Consider the following 19,199-nt stretch of genomic DNA (forward strand, 5'->3'; position numbering starts at 1 on the left):
GGCTATTCCCTGGTGGTCGCGAGTTTGATCATCTGACCGGGCGTGGCGTTCGGCAGGTAGGCACGGGTGAGCGCGACTCCGATGCGCGGTAGGTCACCCTCGTCCCGGAAGCACATGTACACCGGTTCGTAGCGAGGCTGGAACTTCATCTTGAACGCGTGCAACGACCGGAAGCCGTAGAACGGCTCCATTGCCGCACCCATCATGTCGAGCATCCGGTCCATCGCCACCACCTCGCTGGTGTCGTCCTCGGCCCGTGCGAGCGGTGCCCCCGACAACGAGAGGATCTCGGCGCCCTCGGCTTTGAACGCGAGAGCGGAACTGGCGATGAGGAACTCGATGCACGACCGGAAGCCGTCGTCGCGGCGTCGCATCACGTCGAGGGTCCAGCCGCGCATGGTGTCTCCGCTACCGAAGACAGGCAGCCACGACAACACTCCGTGCACCGACCCGGTGTCGTCGATGGCCAGGGCCACCCGGACCTCGGGGTCGAGGGCCTCCTCGACACTGCCGAGCGTGAAGCCCATCTCAGGTAGGCCCTTGTCACCCACCCACTCTTCGGAGATCGCCCGCACCTGGGCCACGACTGCGAAGGGTTCGTCTTTCAAGGTCGTGAGTCTGAAGGTGATGCCCTCCTTCTTCGCCCGGTTGAGAGCCGATCGGATGTCTTGCCAGGGTTTGCCTTTGAAGGCCAGCGTCGGCAGGTCGATGATCGTGTCCTCGGCGATTTGCAGGGTTCGCCAGCCCATGTCGCGGGCGATGGAGGCGGTGGCCTCACTGACGGAGAACCAGCACGGGATTCGCGCGCTGTTCTCGGCCATGTCGGTGAACTCCCGAATGGTCTCCTCGAGTTTCTCGGGTGCGCAGACGGGATCGGCCAACGCGAGAACTGTGCCGGCGGGACGCTGGTAGCCGATCACACCTTCGCCGTCCTTGGTGAACGCGTACTGGTTGTTCTCCCAGGTGATCATCCAGCTCATGGTGCTGCCGCCGTACTTCTTCAGGAGGCTGCGGACCTGTTCTGCGGGATTCGAACCACCCATGCCCGCCATGGCTTTCCGGCTGTTCAGCGGGACCATGAACGCATAGCGGCCACCGAACAAGAGGGTCAGCTCGACGATCCAGAGCAGCCCGGTACCGACGGTGACGGCGCCCTTGCCTTCGAAACTCGAGGTGATCACGGCAATGAGGACCAGGACCAGCAGGGCGATGTACAGCAGGCCGTAGACAACGGTGACCCACCAGGCCCATTTACGGCCTCGGCGGAGTTGGTCGGCGATGAGCAATACGATCAGGACGCTGACTATCGAACCCCAGCTGAGGCTGTCGTTCGAGTCCGTCGGCCCGAACGGCCCGTCACCTGGGAACACCGCGACCGCGATGTTGACGACTCCGATGAGAACCAGTCCGATGAAGCTGATCATCCGGATTTCCTGGCGCGTACGAGGCATGACGCCGGACTCGCTCTTGCTGAAGAACCGCTCGCCGATGATCAGCATGACCACCACCGCGATCAGGTGGGTCACGTCCGCCAGCTTGCCTTCGAACAGGAACGAGATGGCCACGTAGGCAAGGAGAACTGCCCGGACCCGTAGGCGCCAAGGCGACTTCAGGGTGGCGCTGGCGGCGGCGATCGCGGCGACGATGGCGGTGGTGACACCCACGTCGCGCACCTCAGCGAGGTGATCGACCCAGGCCCAGCTCGTCGGGCGGAAGATCGCGATGAAGGCGATGGCACCGAGCACACCGATGAGCTGACCCGCGATGGTGACGATCGCGACCCTGACCGTGCCAAGGAGCCATTCACTCCAGCCCACGACGATCGCGAACAGAAGGGTGATGAAGAGGTAGCTGAGCGGACTGGACTTGAACAACATGCCCGACAGGGGAGTCCACCATTTGCTCTCGGTCAGCGGTGGGTAGCCGTACGCGATGTCGTTGAACCAGCTCTTGTCGCCGACCGTCTCCCACAGGGCGCCGGTGACGATGCCGATGACGATGATCGCCACGACGACGGTGGTCGTGAACGGTACTTTGCGCGCGGTCCAGCTGATGGCACCGAACACCTTCGCGAGAGGCGATGGGGCCGCCGCCGGCTCGGACGGGGGTGCCTCGCTGGGGGTGTCGGTCGTGCTCATCGGCGCCTTTCGTTCGTTGCCGGACCTGCGAGCCGTGACTCGCTGTGCGGGGTGAGTATGCGAGCGGTGTGCGGAATGTCGCTTGTAAACAGAATTATTGCCTAGTTCACGGCAAACCCAGGCGTTTGCCGAGCCATGGCATCTCGAGTTTGAGTCCAGCCGACCACACGGCGAACGAATGCCCGCCCGGAACGGTATCGAAATGAACGTCCATTCCTGCCGCCTGCGCTGCCTGGAACACCTGGGTCAGGCCCGGCCGGTACTCGGCATCGTCCTTACCGACGACGAACGCGCCTGCGACTCCGGGGAACTGCTTCGTCTTCATGATGTCCATCGGATTGACGGCGGTGAACTTCGCCGAGTCGCCCCCGAAGGCCTGGTCGACGGTGCGTTTGCGATCACCGAGCGTCGGCTCGAGCTGCCCGGACATGTCGAGGAACGTCGGGTAGATCTCGGGGTAGTTGGTGGTCATCTGAAGCGAACACGTGCCGCCGTAGGAAAGCCCGCCGATCGCCCAGGCCTTGGGGTCGAAGTCGACCTGCAGGTTTGCCTTGGTCCAGTCCGGGACGTCCTTGGCGAGGTACGTGGCCACGTTGCCGAGTTTCGAGTCCATACAGAGCGGATTGGCGAGTTCGTCGCCGGTGGCGTCGGCGACGACCACGATAGGGGACAGTCCCTCGTTGGCGCCGGCATATTGATCCATGGTCTGGGTGAGTCGACCGCCGACGAGCCAGTCCTCTGGCGAGCCGGGCTGCCCGGCCATCAGGACCAGGACCGGAAGCAGTGGCCGCGGTTCGGTGAAGTACGCGGGCGGCAGGTAGATCTTGGCGGGCCGGGCGTTGAAGTTCGAGGTCGCGCCGGGGATCGGGGCGGTGATGACGGCGCCCTCGGCGGGAAGACTGCTCGGCTTCTTCCATTGACTCAGTTCGACGGTCTTGATGTCGTTGTTGCGGGCCTCCTCGAGGGAGATCGTCTTGACGTTGTTGATCCCGAACACAGACCCCACCGTCGGGTACTCGCTGAAATGCTCGTTGATCTGCGAAAAAGCCATCGTCACGGCGAAGACGGTGGCCAGCACCGTGATGATCCGGCCGAAGACGCCGCTACCCCGGATCAGCCGGGGGACGAGCAGGAGGATCGCGAACACTGCGAGTCCGCCCCAGATGTAGCAGTTGAGCGGTATCGGGTCGGCGAACAGTTTCCACACGTCTTCGATGAGCCACTTGGCCAGGACCACCAGCAGTATCGACACGACAGCCGCAAGGGGGACCACGTACAGGAGGTACACCTTCTGGAACAGCAGGACCAGCCACGCCAGTCCCAGGATTCCCAAGATGAGAATGGCCCACGGCACCCAGCCGTCGAGCACCGATGTTTCCCACAGCCAGTTCATTGGTGTCCTTCGGTGCCCTTGATCGTCGACGAGCCTGCAGGAAAAAGGTACCGGCTATCAGCGCGGAATACCTGGTTACAGAAGGGAAATGGCGCAATTGCCGACGATGCCGTGACCTGGCTGAGACGCACAAAAAACGTCCACCGGAATTCGGTGGACGTTTGACGCCGACGGTGGTGGATCACTGACCACCAGTGGTGGAGGACATACGGATCGAACGTATCGATGGCGTCCCAACCGACGCATCCCCCTCGACTCCCGCGGGGTCTCACCCGTGAACTCCAAGAGTTCGCTCACTGTAGCCCACAACTTCATTTCGTGTCATCTCGAATCACGAACTTCGTGCAGACGTTTGGAGATTCTGTCCTGCCGAAGTCGGCAAGTACCCTGTAGCACTATGTGTGGAATCGTCGGATACGTGGGCAAACGCGATGCTCTCGAGATTGTTGTCGAGGCACTGCGACGGATGGAATACCGCGGGTACGACTCGGCCGGCGTCGCAATTCTCGACGGGTCCGGACACACCGCGGTGGAGAAGAAGGCCGGGCGGCTCGAGAATCTGGACAAGGAACTCGCCACCCTCGGCCGAGACGCGTTCGCCGGTACGACCGGCATGGGACACACCCGATGGGCCACCCACGGTCGTCCGACCGACCGCAATGCCCATCCTCACACCAGCATTGACGGCAAGATCGCGGTCGTCCACAACGGGATCATCGAGAACTTCGCCGCGTTGCGCGGGGACGTCGAGCAGGCCGGTATCGAGTTCAGCTCCGACACCGACACAGAAGTCGCGGTCCATCTGATGGCCCTCCAGTACGCGTCGGGCCCTACCGCGGGTGACTTCGTCGGCAGCGCCTACGCAGTGCTGGGCCGGCTCGAAGGCGCATTCACGCTCGTCTTCACCCACGCCGATCACGCGGACACGATCGTCGCCGCCCGGCGGTCGACACCGCTGGTCGTCGGGGTCGGGGAGAACGAGATGTTCGTCGGGTCGGACGTCGCCGCGTTCATCGAACACACCCGGGAAGCGGTGGAGCTCGGTCAAGACCAGGTGGTGGTGATCACGGCCGATACCTACAAGATCACGGACTTCACGGGCAATGTCGAGCCCGGCAGGCCCTTCCACATCGACTGGGACCTCGCCGCCGCCGAGAAGGGTGGCTACGACTACTTCATGCTCAAGGAGATCGCCGAGCAGCCGCAGGCGCTCGCCGACACCCTGCTCGGGCACTTCGAGAACGGGCGGATCATCCTCGACGAGCAGCGCCTGACCGATGAGGATCTGCGCGACATCGACAAGATCTTCGTCGTTGCCTGCGGCACCGCCTATCACGCCGGACTACTGTCGAAGTACGCCATCGAGCACTGGACGAGGCTTCCCGTCGAGGTCGAACTGGCCAGCGAGTTCCGGTATCGCGACCCGGTTCTCGATCGCTCGACCCTGGTCGTCGCCATCTCGCAGTCGGGTGAGACTGCGGACACCTTGGAGGCGGTGCGGCACGCGAAAGAGCAGAAGGCTCGTGTCCTGGCGATCTGTAACACCAACGGGGCCCAGATCCCGCGCGAGTCCGACGCGGTGCTCTACACCCACGCCGGGCCCGAGATCGGCGTCGCCTCGACGAAGTGCTTCTTGGCGCAGATCACCGCGACATACCTCGTCGGGCTGGCACTCGCGCAGGCGCGCGGAACCAAGTACCCGGACGAGGTCGCCCGGGAGTTCGCTGCCCTCGAGTCAATGCCTGCCGCTGTCGAGAAGGTGCTCGAGACGGTCGAACCGGTTCGGGAATTGGCTCGCTCTCTGAGCGCCAGCCCCACAGTCCTCTTCCTGGGACGACACGTGGGTTACCCGGTGGCACTCGAGGGTGCGCTCAAACTCAAAGAACTGGCATACATGCACGCCGAGGGATTCGCTGCGGGCGAGCTCAAGCACGGTCCCATCGCCCTGATCGAAGACAACCTCCCGGTCATCATCGTCATGCCGTCGCCCACCGGCAGAGCGGTGCTGCATTCGAAGATGGTCAGCAACATCCGCGAGATCCAGGCACGTGGTGCGACAACCATCGTCATCGCCGAGGACGGCGACGACACGGTGCTCGACGTCGCTGACCACCTGATCCGGATCCCGCAGGTGCCCACCCTGCTGCAGCCTCTGGTGTCCACCGTGCCACTTCAGGTCTTTGCCGCCGCGGTCGCCCAGGCCAGGGGTTACGACGTGGACAAACCGCGAAACCTGGCCAAGTCCGTCACCGTCGAATAAGGGCGCGACCACAGACCATGATCGGTTACTTCAGTGCCGAGCAGATCCGGGCCGCCGAGGAGGCGACCGGAGACCTGCTCGAACGCGGTGTGCTGATGGGTCGGGCCGCGCATGCCGTCGCCGATGTCGTTGCAGCGGAACTGCGTTCGCGCAGCGGCGGTTGTTACGGTCGTCGTATCGGCGTGCTGGCGGGTGCCGGCGACAACGGTGGCGACGCGCTGTACGCGGCAGCGTTGCTCCGGCGCCGAGGGGTCCAGGCCGAGGCGATTCTGCTCGGCGGGGAGCGGACGCACGCCGCCGGACTGAAGAGCTTTCGGCGCGCCGGTGGACGTGTCGTCGAGACATTCTCTGCCGGAATCGATCTCGTGGTAGACGGAATCGTCGGCCTGAGTGGGAAAGGGCCCCTGCGGCCCGCTGCGGCCGCCATCGTCGAGTCCGTGACTGCGCCTATCGTGTCGGTCGACCTGCCGTCCGGGGTCGACGCGGACACCGGTGAGGTCATCACCCCCGCCATCCGCGCTGCGGTCACCGTCACCTTCGGGGCATTCCGGATCGCGCATGTCCTCGCGGCGCCGCAATGCGGTCGAATGGTGTTGGTCGACATCGGAATCAAGGCCCACGAGCCCACGCTGCGACAGCTGACCGACGACGAGGTCGCGCGGCTGTGGCCTCTTCCAGGCCCGTCAGACGACAAGTACAGCCAGGGTGTGGTCGGCATCGTCGCGGGGTCGGCTCGGTATCCGGGAGCCGGCGTGTTGTGTAGCGGCGCAGCGGTCTCGGCTACCTCCGGCATGGTTCGGTACGCCGGTACTGCAGGGCCACAAGTCCTTTCGCACTATCCTGAGGTGATCGCGACCGAAGAACCGGAAGATACGGGCAAGGTGCAGGCCTGGGTGGTCGGACCTGGTGCCGGCACCGAGGACACCGGATTGCGGCGCTTACGCCACGTGTTGGACACCGATGTGCCGGTCCTCATCGACGCCGATGGCCTGACGTTGCTGGCGCAGCATCGCGAGCTCGTCATCGGCCGCAGCGCGCCGACGCTGCTCACCCCGCATGCGGGGGAGTTCGCCCGCCTCACCGGCGCCGAGGTGGGTGCGGACCGGGTCGGGGCCGTGCGCGGACTCGCCGCCGAATTGGGTGTGACGGTGTTGCTCAAGGGCCGGTCCACCCTGATCGCCTCACCGGACGGAGATGTGCTGGTCAACGACGCAGGATCCTCGTGGGCCGCGAGTGCCGGCGCGGGCGACGTGCTCTCCGGCATCGCGGGCAGCCTGCTCGCCGCCGGTATCGCGGCCCCCCTCGCGGCCGCCGCCGCGGCGCGGGTCCATGCCCGTGCCGCGATCACCGCGTCCGCGGGATCGGCGTCGGCGCACACAGGGGCTGCCCCGATCGGGGCATCGGCGCTGGTGCGGGCCGTATCACCGACGCTGCGCACGTTGCTCGCCGAGCGGACCCGCGACGCCGGCCCGGCCGGATGGGAAGATGACAAGCGATGAACTCTCCGGCGCTCGAGGCACACATCGATCTCTCCGCGGTGGCCCACAACATCGAGATCTTGCGGTCGCACACGACTGCGCAGATCATGGCGGTCGTCAAGGCCGACGGGTACGGACACGGCGCCGCGCAGGTGGCGCGAGCCGCTCTCGCGGCGGGCACGGCCGAACTCGGCGTGGCGACGATCGACGAGGCACTGGCCGTACGCCGCGACGGGGTGAGCGCACCCATCCTGGCCTGGCTGCACAGTCGAGGCTCCGACTTCGCCGGAGCGATCGACGCCGACGTCCAGGTCGGCGTCTCCTCGCCCAGACAACTCGACGCGGTGGTCGCCGCGGCCCGGGTGGTCGGTCGGACGGCCTCGGTGACGGTCAAGATCGATACCGGCCTGGCCCGCAACGGTGTCGCGCCTGCGGAATGGGATGAGATCGCCGCCGGGCTGGCGAAAGCGGTCGCCGAGCAATCGATCGTCCTTCGCGGTGCGATGACCCACCTGGTCCGGGGAGACGAACCGCAACATCCCGAGAACGACCTGCAGGCGCGGCGCTTCGACGAGGCCGTGGCCGACCTGGTTCGGGTGGGTGCGCGTCCGCAGGTGCAGCACATCGCGAACTCGGCGGCGACACTGATGAGGCCCGATCTCGCCCGTGACCTGGTCCGGCCGGGCATCGCCGTCTACGGTCGTTCTCCGGCGCCCGAGTACGGCGACTTCGGGCTGGTGCCGGCCATGACCCTCTCCGCCGAAGTTCTCTCTGTCAAGAAAATCAAGGCGGGGCAGGGGGTTTCATACAGTCACACGTGGGTGGCGCCGCGAGATACCACTGTCGCGTTGCTGCCGGCCGGCTACGCGGATGGGGTGCCACGGCTGGTGTCCAACCAACTCCGGGTCCACATCAACGGCCGCGGGTTCCCCGGCGTCGGCCGTGTCTGCATGGACCAGATGGTGGTCGATGTCGGACCCGACGGTGGCGGTGTCGTCGAAGGCGATCGGGCCATCCTGTTCGGGACGGGTGCCGGTGGTGGACCGACCGCGCTGGACTGGGCCGAGGCCATCGGCTCCATCGACTACGAGATCGTATCCGGCATCCGGGGTCGTACGATCCGCACGTACAGCAGCGAACCCGTAGGCACCCCCGACACCCGCCCGCGCAGCACCCACGACATCGGGGCAACATAGATGGAACGTTCTGGACGGCTCGAGATCTTGGCCGGATCCGCCGGTGTCGCGACCCTCGGCGCCCTGGCGGTTGGTGCTGCGGTGCGTTCGATCACCCGGCGCGCACCGACGTCTGTGGATCCGAACTCCATCGAGGACTTCGGTCTGATCTACGACGACCACGCGAGTATCGTCGTCGCCGATGACGGTGTGCCACTGGCAGTCCGGGAGGTCGGACCCTCGGATGCACCATTGACCGTCGTGTTCGTCCACGGATTCTGCCTGCGGATGTCGACATGGCATTTCCAGCGCCGCGACCTCGCCACGCAGTGGGGTGACGACGTACGCATGGTGTTCTTCGACCACCGCGGCCACGGTGAGTCCGGGCAGGCCTCACCCAAGTCGTGCACCATCACGCAGATGGCTGCCGACCTCGAAGCCGTCCTGCGGTCGGTGGTGCCCGTGGGACCGGTCGTCCTGGTCGGGCACTCGATGGGCGGGATGGCCATCATGGCTCTGGCGAGCAGACGTCCGGAGTTGTTCGGTTCCAGGGTGATCGGCGTGGGTCTGGTTGCATCCGCGGCGCACGGTATCGCCGAGGCGGGCCTTGGTCGCGGACTGCAGAATCCACTCGTCGATGCTTTCCGGCTCTCCGTGCGGCAAGCGCCCCGGGCGGTGGAGGCGGGCCGCGGGCTGACCAGGCTGCTGATGGCGCCGGTGCTGACCGCGGGCAGCTTCGGTTCGACTTTCCATTCTCCGGCGGTCGCCGAGTTCCTGGAGTCGGTGATCCAGCGCACCCGGATCGACACCGTCGTCAACTTCCTGCGTGCTCTCGAAGAGCACGACGAGACGGCCGGTCTGGCAGTGCTCTCCGGGATCGACACGATGGTGGCGTGTGGGTACGAGGACAAGGTGACGCCCTTGCCGAACTCGGTTGAACTACACAACAAGTTGGGCCAGAAGTGTGAGCTCGTCGGGGTGGCCGACTGCGGGCACATGGTGATGTTGGAGAACCCCGCGGTGATCACCGCTGCGATCGCTGCGTTGGTCCGGAGGGTTGCCGGGCAGTGAGTTCCGAGCTGCGACCCCAGGGGGACCTGCCACATCGTCGGCAGTTGCCCACCGTCGACGACACCGAGGCCTTCGGCCGAGAACTTGCTGCCGAACTCGCGGCGGGCGACCTGGTGATACTCGACGGCCCATTGGGTGCGGGTAAGACCGCGATGGCGCGGGGCATCGGGGCAGGCCTCGGGGTGCAGGGCCGGATCACCTCACCCACATTCATCATCGCGCGCGAGCATCGGTCCGGGGGACCGGGCCGGCCGGCGATGATCCACGTCGATGCCTACCGGCTCGGCGATCTCGGTGAACTCGATGCCCTCGACCTCGACACCGACCTCACCGATTCGGTGGTTGTCGTCGAATGGGGCGAGGGCGTCGCGGAGCGGCTCGCCGGACGGCACCTGCTCATCCGGCTGATCCGCGACCTGGACACCGACGAGCGCTCCGTCGACTACGGCTGGCTTCCTCGATGATGGGTCGTTCTGGCGGCGCCCACCTGGGCTTTCGTTCGCCAGAACAGCACATTATCGGGGTCCGGGTCAGGCGCGGGTAGGCTGGCTGATCGTGCTTGTGCTCGCCATTGACACCGCAACCCCCGAGGTCGTCACGGGGGTCGTCGAGGTGACCGACGATATCGGTCCGGTCGTCCGCTCGGAGCGCAGAGAACTGACCACCCGCGGCCACGCCGAGATCCTGACCACCCGGATTCTGGAGTGTCTCACCGAGGCCGGGGTGACACGCGCCGACCTGGACGCAGTCGTCGTCGGTCAGGGCCCGGGGCCGTTCACCGGCTTGCGGGTCGGACTGGCGACGGGAGCCGCGTTCGGCGACGCCCTGGGTATCGGAGTTCACGGCGTCTGTTCCCTCGACGCGATCGCGCTGCAGGAACCCGCAGTCCGGTCGCTGCTCGTCGTCACCGATGCCCGTCGCCGCGAGGTCTATTGGGCTCGATTCGTCGATGGGGTGCGCACCCACGGCCCGGACGTGCTGGCGCCCGGTGAGCTGAAGGCAGATCTGGCCGGCGAGAGCATCGACGCGGTGGCCGGCTCGCCGGCTCACGTTGCGCTGTTCGATCTTCCCGTCCGCACCGCGAGTGCGCCCACGGCTCTGAGCCTGGTGCAGGTGGCATTGCCCAATCTGGTGGCGAGCGTGGTCCCGGGGCCGCTCACGCCGCTGTATCTGCGCCGTCCCGATGCCGTTGAACTCAAGGATCGTGCGAAGTGATCAGTGACCTGACGCCCCGCGATGCCGCGCGCTGCGCCGCGCTGGAGGCAATTCTGTTCGCCGGTGACTCGCCCTGGCCCGCAGAAGCGTTTCGCAGCGAAATGCTTGCCCCGCACAATCACTATTTCGCGGTTCGCGACGACGAGACGCTCATCGGATACGCCGGGATCTCGGTTTTGGGGCCCACCGACCATCCTGAGTGCGAAATCCACACCATCGCAGTCGATCCCACCTTCCAGGGGCGCGGTCACGGGCGAGAGCTCCTCCTGGCTCTGCTCGAGGTCGCAGACCGGCATCACGCGGAGGTGTTCCTGGAGGTCCGCACGGACAACGAGACGGCGATCGAGATGTACCGCCGCAACGGTTTCGAGCAGGTCGGTGTGCGTAAAAGGTATTACCAGCCGAGCGGTGCCGACGCCTACACGATGCGCCGGCCCGCGGTCGCCGTCGCTGCGGCAAAGGAGCATCTCGCATGATCGTTCTCGGAGTGGAGAGCTCCTGCGACGAGACCGGAGTCGGGATCGTCCGGTGGAATCCCGATCACACGACGACGCTGCTCGCCGATGAGGTCGCATCCAGCGTCGAAGAACACGCCCGGTATGGCGGAGTGGTTCCCGAAGTGGCGTCGCGTGCACATCTCGAGGCCATCGTTCCCACCATGCGCCGGGCATTGTCGGCGGCCGACATCACGGTTCCGGACGCCATTGCCGTGACCATCGGCCCGGGGTTGGCCGGAGCACTGCTCGTCGGCGTCGCGGCGGCGAAAGCCTATGCCGCAGCCTGGGATGTGCCGCTGTACGCGGTCAACCACCTCGGTGGGCACGTCGCTGTCGACACACTCGAACACGGGCCGATGCCGCCATGTGTGGCGTTGCTGGTCTCCGGTGGGCACACCCATCTGCTGCACGTCACCGATCTGGGCGCGCCGATCGTCGAACTCGGGACCACGGTCGACGATGCTGCGGGGGAGGCATTCGACAAGGTCGCGAGACTGCTCGGGCTGGGCTTTCCCGGCGGGCCGGCACTCGATGCTGCTGCGCGACATGGTGATCGAAATGCGATCAGGTTTCCGCGCGGTATGACCGGACCGCGAGATGCTCGCAACGACTTCTCGTTCAGCGGGCTCAAGACCGCGGTGGCCCGCCACGTCGAAAAGTGCAGGCGCGACGGGATCGAACCGCCGGTCGCCGACATCGCTGCGTCGTTCCAGGAGGCGGTCGCCGATGTGCTGACGATGAAGGCGGTTCGCGCCTGCGCCGACGTCGGCGTGGACACCCTGGTACTCGGGGGCGGGGCGACTGCCAACTCACGCATCCGATCGATGGCACAGGAGCGGTGTGCGGCCGCAGGCATCACGTTGCGGGTTCCGAAGCCGCGGTTGTGCACCGACAACGGTGTGATGATCGCAACCCTCGGAGCCCACGTGATCGCCGGCGGCGCACAGCCGTCCGAACTCACCGTCGCCACAGACCCCGGGTTGTCGGTCCAGGTCAGCAGCTACTGACCCCCGGGTTGGTTCTCGGTGAACCCCTGACAGCGCCGGTGTGGTGGGCGCATGCTCGAGGCAGACCACGGAGGGCCGGCGATGACGAACACACCAGGCGATCAGCAACTCAGGACCCAGCTGCACGAGGTGTGGAACTCGGTGGCGTCGGGTTGGGCGGCCAACATCGATCACATCGAGCAGCGAGGCGCCGGGGTCACGGACCTGATGCTCGACGCCATCGGACCGGAGCCCGGCCGGCGCATTCTCGAGCTCGCGTGCGGAACCGGTGCCACCGGTCTTGCCGCGGCGCGTCGGTTCGGTCCCGGGAGCATGGTGACTGTGTCGGATGTGGCGCCTGACATGGTGGCGGTGGCCGCCGAGCGCGCCGCGGAACTGGGTGTTGGCAACGTCGCGACAACGGTGCTCGACATCGAGCAGATCGAGATGCCCGACGGCGTGTTCGACGCGGTTCTCTGCCGAGAGGGGCTGATGTTCGCGGTCGATCCGGGGCGCGGACTCGCCGAGATCCGTCGCGTCCTCATGCCGCGGGGCCGGGTGTCGGTGGCGGTCTGGGGTGCGCGCGACAAGAACCCGTGGCTCGGGGTGCTGTTCGATGCGGTCAGCGCAGAGCTGGGGTTCGCGGTACCGCCACCTGGCCTGCCGGAGCCGTTCTCGCTGTCTGATCCGGGCCGTCTGCGTGAATTGTTCGTCGCTGCAGGTTTTCTCGACGTCACCATCACCGAGGCCTACGACCCGTTCGTCGCCCCTGACTTCGAATCGTGGTGGGTGCGGGTGTCGGCGATGTCCGGCCCGCTCGCGACGATGCTGAAAGCGATGAATCCCGACATGGCAGAGTCGCTGACCGGACGGCTCCGGGAGCTGGTTGCTCCCTACGAGACCGATGCCGGCGTCGAATTGCCCGGACTGGCAATGGTTGCCTCCGCACACCGAGACTGAGCTCGTGGGGCCGTCCTCAATGCGAGGTGGCGGTAGATGTGCCCAGTTCTGCTGCGCCGCAGAGTGATCCCGATGTGCAACCGTCGGCCTCTGCGCGCAGGATTGCGCGCTGTACGGGCTTTGCCGAGTCGTAACGGTTTCGGCCTTCGGTGGTGAGTTCGGTGAACACCGATCGACGGTCTCCGGCACACATCGATCGCTCGACCAGCCCGTCTTTTTCCAGACCGGCAACGAGGCGGGACAGTGCACTCTGGCTCAGGTGGACCAGTCCGGCGAGCTCGCTCATACGCATCTTCGCATTGTCGGCAGCGGCCAGGAGTTCGAGCACCTCGAACTCGCTGTTGGAGATCTCGTGGGAAGACTGCAACGCGCGATCGAGGTCGCACTCGAGGCGGTGATAACGCACCGAGAGCATGTGCCAGGCCTTGGCCAGGTCATCGTCGCTTCGCTGCGGGTCGGACATGAGGGCATGATATCAGATGCAATCGAATTAATGTCGTCTGCATTTTATGTCGACACATTAAATGCGTATGCATATAGTTCCGTCCATGACTGTTGATCTGAATCGAAAGCGACCTCCCGACGGGCCCTCCGGCTCCCCGCAGACGCCCGAACACGTCACCTCGCCAGGCGGGTGGAGCGGAAAGATCTGGCTGTTGCTCGTCGTGCTGGCCGGCGCCCTATTCCTCGACGGTCTGGACGTCTCGATGGTCGGTGTCGCACTGCCGTCCATGGGCGGCGACCTCGGAATGGACCAGACCCAGCTCCAGTGGATCGTCAGCGGCTACGTGCTCGGATACGGGGGATTGCTGCTGCTCGGCGGCCGTGCCAGCGACCTACTCGGGCGCCGGACCGTCTTCCTGTCCGCATTGGCGGTATTCGGTATCGCGTCGGTGGTCAGTGCGGCCACCGAGATCGATTCCCTGATCATCGCGCTTCGCTTCGTCAAGGGCGTGGCGGCGGCGTTCACCGTCCCGGCCGGACTCTCCATCATCACCACGACCTTCGCGGAGGGTCCGGCACGCAACAAGGCGCTGTCGATCTACACCGTCTGCGGTGCCAGTGGGTTCTCGCTGGGGCTCGTGTTCGGCGGGCTACTCACCGAGTTGTCCTGGCGCGCGACGCTGATCTTCCCTGGCCCGGTCGCCATTGCACTGCTGGTGGTCGGTGCTCGGGTCATCCCGAAGTCGTCGCGCAAACCCTTCAGCTGGGCGCACTTCGACGCCATCGGTGCGATCACGAGCACTGCCGCGCTGCTGACGCTGGTCTACGCGGTCGTGCAAGCACCCGAGGTCGGGTGGGCGGCCTCGTCGACGATCGTTCTGTTCCTCGTCGCAGCGGCACTGGCCGCCACGTTCATCGCGGTCGAGGTCCGGCACCGGCACCCTTTGCTGCGCTTGGGAATCCTGCGTTCACTCACCCTTGTGCACGCCAACCTGTCGGCGGCTGCGATGTTCGGAGGGTACGTCGCGTTCCAGTTCGTGGTCACGCTGTACCTCCAGGATTCGCTGGGATGGTCGCCGATCCAGATGTCCCTGGGCTTCTTGCCGGCCGGGCTGTTGGTCGTCGCGAGCGCCTTCTTCATGGATCGGATCCTGGACCGGGTGAGTACGCGCATCCTCATCGCAGCCGGCTTCGTGGCGTTCCTCGTCGGGTACCTGTGGTTCCTGCGGGTCGAACCGGGCGCGAGCTATGTGGTGTTCCTGCTTCCCACGATCGTCTTCCTCGGTCTCGGATTCGCCATCACCTTCCCGTCCGTCAACTCGCAGGCGACAGCCGGTGTCTCCGACGACGAGCAGGGCCTGGCGTCGGGACTGGTCAACACGAGCATCCAGATCGGCGGCGCACTCATGATGGCGGTGATCACCGCCATCCTCGGCAGCGCCGAGCCGGGCAGGTCGGGGGAGCTGATCGGCGGCATGGTCCCGGCGATCACCGTGATCGCGGCCCTCACCGTCGTCGCACTACTCGGAACGGTCGTGGTCCTGGCCCTCGAACGTCGTCGCAGCACGAGGAAACCGAACGCGTCGGCGGTCTCAGGATGAGACGTTTGCACCCTGCGACCTTGAGTGCTGGCACTCGCATGTATAGAGTGCTAGTTGGCACCCAGTGAGGTTCCGGCACCCGCGACGACGGGACCGATCCAGGCGCCGTATACGTGCATCAGCAGCTGACAGGGTCCGGACACCGGACCCGAACTACCCCGAAAGTGGAGGGCTCACATCGTGGCGAGCGTGAACATCAAGCCGCTTGAGGACAAGATCCTCGTTCAGGCCAATGAGGCCGAGACGACGACTGCGTCCGGCCTGGTCATCCCCGATACGGCCAAGGAAAAGCCGCAAGAGGGCACCGTTGTCGCCGTTGGCGAAGGACGCGTGAACGAGCAGGGCAACCGGATCCCGGTCGACGTCAAAGAAGGCGACACCGTCATCTACAGCAAGTACGGCGGCACCGAGATCAAGTACTCCGGCGAGGAATACCTGATTCTCTCGGCGCGTGACGTGCTGGCAGTCATCTCCAAGTAACTCGGGTTCTTCGAGCAATCGAGACACGAGTTGGACAACCGCCCCGGCGTCCCCATGCGGGGGTTGCCGGGGCGGTTCTGTTTTCCCTCACTTTTTCCAAATTTCTAGGAGCCACAACAACCCATGGCCAAGCAGATCGAATACAACGACAAGGCCCGGCAGTCGCTCGAGCGCGGTGTCGATCACCTCGCCGACGCGGTCAAGGTGACCCTCGGACCCCGAGGTCGGCATGTGGTGCTGGCCAAGGCATTCGGTGGACCCAGCGTCACCAATGACGGCGTCACCATCGCTCGCGAGATCGATCTCGAAGACCCCTTCGAGAACCTCGGCGCCCAGCTGGTGAAGTCGGTTGCCACCAAGACCAACGACGTCGCAGGCGACGGCACCACCACTGCTACGGTGCTCGCCCAGGCGATCGTCAAGGCCGGCCTGCGCAACGTCGCTGCAGGCGCCAACCCGATCGCGCTCGGCATCGGCATCGGCAAAGCAGCCGACGCGCTGTCCGAGTCGCTGATCGCCGCCGCGACCCCGGTGAAGGGCGCTGCGGCGATCGCCCAGGTCGCCACCGTGTCCTCGCGTGACCCCGAGGTCGGCGAGCTGGTCGGCGAAGCCATGGAGCGTGTGGGCGCCGACGGTGTCGTGACAGTCGAAGAGAGCTCGGGTCTGATCACCGACCTCGAGATCACCGAAGGCGTGCAGTTCGACAAGGGCTACCTCTCGCCCTACTTCGTCACCGACATCGACAGCCAGGAAGCCGTCCTCGAAGACGCGCTGGTGCTGATCTATCGCGACAAGATCAGCTCGCTGCCCGAGTTCCTGCCGCTGCTCGAGAAGATCGCAGAGTCCGGCAAGTCGGTCCTGATCATTGCCGAGGACATCGAGGGCGAACCGCTTTCGACGCTCGTCGTCAACTCGATCCGCAAGACCATCAAGGCCGTTGCGGTCAAGGCGCCGTTCTTCGGTGATCGCCGGAAGGCTTTCCTCGAAGACCTCGCCATCGTCACCGACGGCACGGTCATCACCGCTGACATCGGTATCACCCTCGCCGACGCCGGACTCGAACTCCTCGGTGGCGCGCGGCGGATCGTTGTCACCAAGGACGCCACGACCATCGTCGAAGGTTCAGGCACCTCGGAGGCGATCGCTCAGCGCGCAGAGCACCTGCGTCGGGAGATCGAGTCGAGTGATTCGGACTGGGATCGCGAGAAGTTGGCCGAACGACTGGCGAAGCTCGCCGGCGGCGTCGCGGTGATCCGCGTCGGTGCGGCGACCGAGACAGCACTCAAGGAGCGCAAGCACCGCGTCGAGGATGCCGTCGCTGCGGCCAAGGCTGCAGTGGAAGAGGGCATCGTCCCCGGTGGCGGATCTGCGATCGTGCAGGCTGCCGCCGCAGTTCTCGACGATCTGGCCGACAGCCTCGACGGCGACGAGGCACTGGGTGTGCGGGTCGTGAAGCAGTCAGTACAGGCGCCCCTGTTCTGGATCGCCTCGAATGCCGGCGCCGATGGCGCCGTCGTGGCGTCCAAGGTGGCCGAACTGCCCCGCGGGCACGGTTTCAACGCCGGCACGCTGACCTACGGGGATCTCCTCGCCGACGGCATCGTCGACCCGGTGAAGGTGACCCGTTCGGCAATCGTCAATGCTGCTTCTGTCGCGCGAATGGTTCTCACCACGGAGAGCACCATCACCGAGAAGCCTGCCGAGGCACCTGAGGCCCACGACCACGGGCATGGGCACGGACACGCTCACTGACGTTTGCAACGTCTCGAAAAGCGGCGTCTCGACCACTCGGTCGAGGCGCCGCTTTTTCAGCTCGATCGTCGATCGATCTATGGTCGAGAAGGTGGCGTCAGCTGGCGATACGGCGGCCCACGCCACGTTTCATCAGGATCCCACGCTCGGACTCGGACAGTCCGCCCCAGATGCCGTAGGGCTCGGCCACGGCGAGTGCATGCTCCCGGCAGGCTGCGACCACCGGACATTGGTGGCAGAGTTCCTTGGCGCGGCGCTCACGCTGCGCACGGGCTCGGCCGCGTTCACCGTCGGGATGGAAGAACATCGATGAGTCGACGCCACGGCACAGGCCCTTCATCTGCCAATCCCAGATGTCGGCGTTCGGTCCGGGTAGGTGGTTTGGCTGAGGCATCTGCGTGCTCCTCTATAACGTGCCGTGAGGCGTAATTGAGACCAATTGCGACCGGAAACAACTTTGTTTTCCGGTGTCTCACTTACCGTATGCAAATCCTGGAAATGGAGTCAACAGCCGGTCATTTCGCCATTCGAAGACGTCGATTTCGGACGATGTTAACCAATCGTTTAATGGACGACGCGTCGTTTGCGGCACTGCTATCAGCTGGGATCGGATTCGGACCGATCAGTAAAAGTCCAGTTCAAACGACATTTCCATGCTGATTTGCACACGGATTCAAGGCCGGGAACGGGCAGTCAGGGCGACTTCGCCCAGAGGCCGCAATTTACCTGGCGGACATATCTGGTTGATCTGGAATTGACATCACGGAGTCGTTTCGGCACTTTTCGGTAAGTTAAATTCAGGCTAATTCGGATGACCGAAGTGTGATGTGAGGAGAGCGATGCAGGTCACACTACCCGCGATCGCGTTCGGCGGCAGCGCGAGAGCGTGCCCGATTCCCGCCGCGCCCGACCCCTGGGCGACCTGGTTTCGGGCCGTGGCGCTCGGTGGTGCCGGACGCTACGCCGCGGCGGCGGGAGAACTCGGCCGACTCGACGTGGCGGGTGCGGACGACGTCCTGAGATCGTTCGCGCTCTCCACGAGGGCGGCACACCGCAGGCAGGCGGGCCGCCATCACCACGCCGTCGCCGACGACGCGCAAGCATTGCTCCTGGCCGCCGGGCGACGCCGGGCTGATCCGACACCCGTAGTAGAGGAGCGCCGCACCGCGGCCTTGTGTGACGCCCTGACCGGTCTGGCTGCCGACAACCTGGGTCGCGGCATGTTCGGGGCGTCCGGTCGGCTGCTGGACAGGGTGGATCAGATCCTGGACGCACAGGGCCGGGAGTCCGACCGCAACTGGATCTGGGGTGGGCGAACGGAGCTCAGGTCGCACTGGGTCCGGGCGGAGTTGGCGATGTTCACCGGCGACGCGGCCGAAGCCGGACGACATGCCCGGGCGGCGGAGGCCATGAGTGCCGCCTGTCCGTCGATCCGGCACGTCATCAAGACCGATCTCATCGCAGCGGCGGCCGCCGCCACCGCCGGAGATGTCCGGCAGGCGGGCGCGCGGGCGTCGCGGGTGACCGACCAGGCGATCGAGTTCGGTCAACTTCCGTTGGAGTGGGCGGCGGCCAAACTGCTGGACGGGATCGGGGCCGGGGAACAGTGGTCGGGGAGAGCGCAGCAACTCGGGGCGCAGCTGAAGCTACAAGGCGCTGCAATGGACTAGTGGCGTGAGCCACCACGCGAGCCGCCAGTGGCTTGCTGGATAAGCTACTAGCGACGTACCGCGGGGGAAAACGCCCCTG

17 protein-coding genes are annotated in these 19,199 nt (G+C 65.6%); 13 read left to right on the plus strand and 4 right to left on the minus strand.

All coding sequences use genetic code 11. The annotated features are described in order from the left end of the window. Positions 1-2 precede the first annotated feature (2 nt). Together BFL43_RS23385 and BFL43_RS23390 are read right to left on the minus strand one after the other, a co-directional pair. The gene (locus tag BFL43_RS23385) at positions 3-2,138 is read right to left on the minus strand and encodes a DUF2156 domain-containing protein (protein WP_084895301.1); all 2,136 of its coding nucleotides are present in this window, start codon (positions 2,136-2,138) and stop codon (positions 3-5) included. A gap of 106 nt (positions 2,139-2,244) precedes the next feature. Further along, on the minus strand, positions 2,245-3,531 hold the full coding sequence (locus BFL43_RS23390) for an alpha/beta hydrolase-fold protein (protein ID WP_084895304.1): 1,287 nt from the start codon (positions 3,529-3,531) through the stop codon (positions 2,245-2,247). Positions 3,532-3,928: 397 nt separating this feature from the next. Between BFL43_RS23390 and glmS the strand changes: the two genes are divergently transcribed. The 9 genes from glmS to BFL43_RS23435 all read left to right on the plus strand — a co-directional run bounded on the left by glmS (position 3,929) and on the right by BFL43_RS23435 (position 13,173). Continuing rightward, on the plus strand, positions 3,929-5,791 hold the full coding sequence (gene glmS, locus BFL43_RS23395) for a glutamine--fructose-6-phosphate transaminase (isomerizing) (RefSeq protein WP_084895306.1): 1,863 nt from the start codon (positions 3,929-3,931) through the stop codon (positions 5,789-5,791). 17 nt (positions 5,792-5,808) lie between these two features. Continuing rightward, a complete protein-coding gene (locus BFL43_RS23400) occupies positions 5,809-7,290 on the plus strand; it encodes an NAD(P)H-hydrate dehydratase (protein ID WP_084895308.1) in 1,482 nt (493 codons plus the stop codon). Continuing rightward, positions 7,287-8,465 carry an alanine racemase gene (gene alr, locus BFL43_RS23405; protein WP_084895310.1) on the plus strand — a complete coding sequence of 393 codons (1,179 nt, stop codon included), beginning with the start codon at positions 7,287-7,289 and terminating at the stop codon, positions 8,463-8,465. The genes BFL43_RS23400 and alr overlap by 4 nt, the downstream gene beginning before the upstream one ends. 267 nt (positions 8,466-8,732) lie before the next feature. Continuing rightward, the gene (locus BFL43_RS23410) at positions 8,733-9,515 is read left to right on the plus strand and encodes an alpha/beta hydrolase (RefSeq protein WP_240498455.1); all 783 of its coding nucleotides are present in this window, start codon (positions 8,733-8,735) and stop codon (positions 9,513-9,515) included. Beyond that, positions 9,512-9,979 (plus strand): tRNA (adenosine(37)-N6)-threonylcarbamoyltransferase complex ATPase subunit type 1 TsaE, encoded by a 468-nt coding sequence (gene tsaE, locus BFL43_RS23415; protein WP_168176705.1) that lies wholly within the window; start codon positions 9,512-9,514, stop codon positions 9,977-9,979. The genes BFL43_RS23410 and tsaE overlap by 4 nt, the downstream gene beginning before the upstream one ends. 91 nt (positions 9,980-10,070) lie before the next feature. Further along, positions 10,071-10,730 (plus strand): tRNA (adenosine(37)-N6)-threonylcarbamoyltransferase complex dimerization subunit type 1 TsaB, encoded by a 660-nt coding sequence (tsaB, locus tag BFL43_RS23420; RefSeq protein WP_084895313.1) that lies wholly within the window; start codon positions 10,071-10,073, stop codon positions 10,728-10,730. Beyond that, a complete protein-coding gene (gene rimI / locus BFL43_RS23425) occupies positions 10,727-11,206 on the plus strand; it encodes a ribosomal protein S18-alanine N-acetyltransferase (RefSeq protein ID WP_084895315.1) in 480 nt (159 codons plus the stop codon). Before tsaB ends, rimI begins: the two co-directional genes overlap by 4 nt. Beyond that, positions 11,203-12,234, plus strand: coding sequence for a tRNA (adenosine(37)-N6)-threonylcarbamoyltransferase complex transferase subunit TsaD (gene tsaD, locus BFL43_RS23430; RefSeq protein ID WP_084895317.1), 1,032 nt, complete (start codon positions 11,203-11,205; stop codon positions 12,232-12,234). The genes rimI and tsaD overlap by 4 nt, the downstream gene beginning before the upstream one ends. An 81-nt stretch (positions 12,235-12,315) precedes the next feature. After that, on the plus strand, positions 12,316-13,173 hold the full coding sequence (locus BFL43_RS23435; protein ID WP_168176706.1) for a methyltransferase domain-containing protein: 858 nt from the start codon (positions 12,316-12,318) through the stop codon (positions 13,171-13,173). Between the two features lie 16 nt (positions 13,174-13,189). Here BFL43_RS23435 and BFL43_RS23440 read toward each other — a convergent pair whose 3' ends face one another. Beyond that, positions 13,190-13,636, minus strand: coding sequence for a MarR family transcriptional regulator (locus BFL43_RS23440; protein WP_084895322.1), 447 nt, complete (start codon positions 13,634-13,636; stop codon positions 13,190-13,192). Positions 13,637-13,721: 85 nt separating this feature from the next. Here BFL43_RS23440 and BFL43_RS23445 point away from each other — a divergent pair, with 85 nt between their 5' ends. From BFL43_RS23445 to groL, 3 genes are all read left to right on the plus strand, one after another. Then, positions 13,722-15,218: an MFS transporter gene (locus tag BFL43_RS23445; RefSeq protein ID WP_240498441.1), complete on the plus strand. Its 1,497-nt coding sequence runs from the start codon at positions 13,722-13,724 to the stop codon at positions 15,216-15,218. Between the two features lie 180 nt (positions 15,219-15,398). Continuing rightward, positions 15,399-15,698 carry a co-chaperone GroES gene (gene groES / locus BFL43_RS23450; protein ID WP_030171070.1) on the plus strand — a complete coding sequence of 100 codons (300 nt, stop codon included), beginning with the start codon at positions 15,399-15,401 and terminating at the stop codon, positions 15,696-15,698. A 123-nt stretch (positions 15,699-15,821) separates the two neighbouring features. Beyond that, on the plus strand, positions 15,822-17,450 hold the full coding sequence (groL, locus tag BFL43_RS23455; RefSeq protein ID WP_084895326.1) for a chaperonin GroEL: 1,629 nt from the start codon (positions 15,822-15,824) through the stop codon (positions 17,448-17,450). 97 nt (positions 17,451-17,547) lie between these two features. On the opposite strand, the gene BFL43_RS23460 is transcribed toward groL, so the two are convergent. Continuing rightward, on the minus strand, positions 17,548-17,844 hold the full coding sequence (locus BFL43_RS23460; protein WP_084838361.1) for a WhiB family transcriptional regulator: 297 nt from the start codon (positions 17,842-17,844) through the stop codon (positions 17,548-17,550). A 445-nt stretch (positions 17,845-18,289) separates the two neighbouring features. On the opposite strand from BFL43_RS23460, the gene BFL43_RS23465 reads away from it, so the two are divergent. Further along, positions 18,290-19,120 (plus strand): hypothetical protein, encoded by an 831-nt coding sequence (locus tag BFL43_RS23465; RefSeq protein WP_084895328.1) that lies wholly within the window; start codon positions 18,290-18,292, stop codon positions 19,118-19,120. The last annotated feature ends 79 nt before the right edge of the window (positions 19,121-19,199 follow it).

Origin of the sequence: Williamsia sp. 1135 (assembly GCF_002095395.1) — a bacterium.
Classification (GTDB): Bacteria; Actinomycetota; Actinomycetes; order Mycobacteriales; family Mycobacteriaceae; genus Williamsia.